The sequence below is a fragment of the Mycobacterium sp. SMC-18 genome (assembly GCF_045310895.1).
Taxonomy (GTDB): Bacteria; Actinomycetota; Actinomycetes; order Mycobacteriales; family Mycobacteriaceae; genus Mycobacterium.
In genome coordinates, this window is the sequence record NZ_JBJIAL010000133.1 from 1 (window position 1) to 1,269 (window position 1,269).

At 65.5% G+C, this 1,269-nt stretch carries 1 protein-coding gene; it reads right to left on the reverse strand.

Annotated elements, in window-relative coordinates; all coding sequences use genetic code 11:
• Positions 1-57 precede the first annotated feature (57 nt).
• Entirely contained in the window at positions 58-1,269 is a 1,212-nt protein-coding gene (locus ACJH6J_RS30435; RefSeq protein ID WP_406805037.1) for an IS256 family transposase, read from the reverse strand.

Here is a 1,269-nt window from a genome sequence, read left to right on the forward strand (position 1 = left end):
GGTCAAGTCCACCCACGTGGTGTACGACGTCGTCGTGTGATTCTTCGATGTGATGGTTTAGGCGGTCAGGGCCGCGGTGGTGGCCTCCTGTTCTGCCGGGGTGTCGTTGACGGTGCGTGATTTGCTCAGGACGTCGAGGCCGAGGTAGCGGCGGGACTCGGCCCATTCGTCGTGTTGTTCGGCCAGCACGGCCCCGACGAGTCGGATGAGGGCGTCGCGGTTGGGGAAGATGCCGACGACGTCGGTGCGTCGTCGGATCTCCTTGTTGAGCCGTTCCTGGGGGTTGTTCGACCAGATCTGGCGCCAGATCTGTTTGGGGAACGCAGTGAACGCCAGCAGGTCCGGTCGGGCGGCCTCCAGGTGGTCGGCCACCTTGGGAAGTTTGTCGGCCAGGGCGTCGATGATCCGGTCATATTGGGCTGCAACCGATTCTGCGTCGGGTTGGTCGAATACCGAATGCAGCAGGGTGCGTACCCAAGGCCAGGATGCTTTCGGGGTGAGGGCCATCAGATTGGTCGTGTAATGCGTTCTGCAGCGCTGCCACGTGGCGCCGGGCAGGGTGGCGCCGATCGCGGCCACCAGGCCCGCGTGGGCGTCGGAGGTCACCAGCTTCACACCTGAGAGTCCGCGGGCGGTCAGCGACCGCCAGAAGGTCAGCCAGCCGGCGCCGTCCTCGGCGGTGGTGACGTCGATACCCAGGATCTCGCGGTAGCCCTCGGCATTGACTCCGACGGCGATCAGGGCGTGCACGTTGACCACGCGGCCACCCTCGCGGACCTTGAGTACCAGGGCGTCGGCGGCCACGAACGTGTAGGGGCCGGCATCCAGAGGGCGGGTGCGGAACGCCTCCACAGCGGTGTCGAGTTCCTTGGCCATCACGCTGACCTGAGACTTCGACAGCGCCGTGATGCCCAACGTTTCGACGAGCTTGTCCATCCGCCGTGTCGAGACCCCGAGCAGATAACAGGTCGCAACCACGGTCGTCAGGGCCCGCTCGGCGCGTTTGCGGCGTTCCAGTAGCCAGTCCGGGAAGTACGAACCCTGCCGTAGCTTGGGAATTGCGAGATCTAATGTTCCTGCACGGGTGTCGAATTCGCGGCGACGGTAGCCGTTGCGCTGGTTGGTCCGATCGGTGCTGCGTTCGCCGTATCCGGCGCCGCACAGGGCGTCGGCCTCGGCACCCATCAGGGTGTGGATGAACGTGGCGAGCAGCTCGCGCAGCACGTCGGGATGTGTGGTGGTGAGTCGTTCGGCCAGCACAGTCGGCAG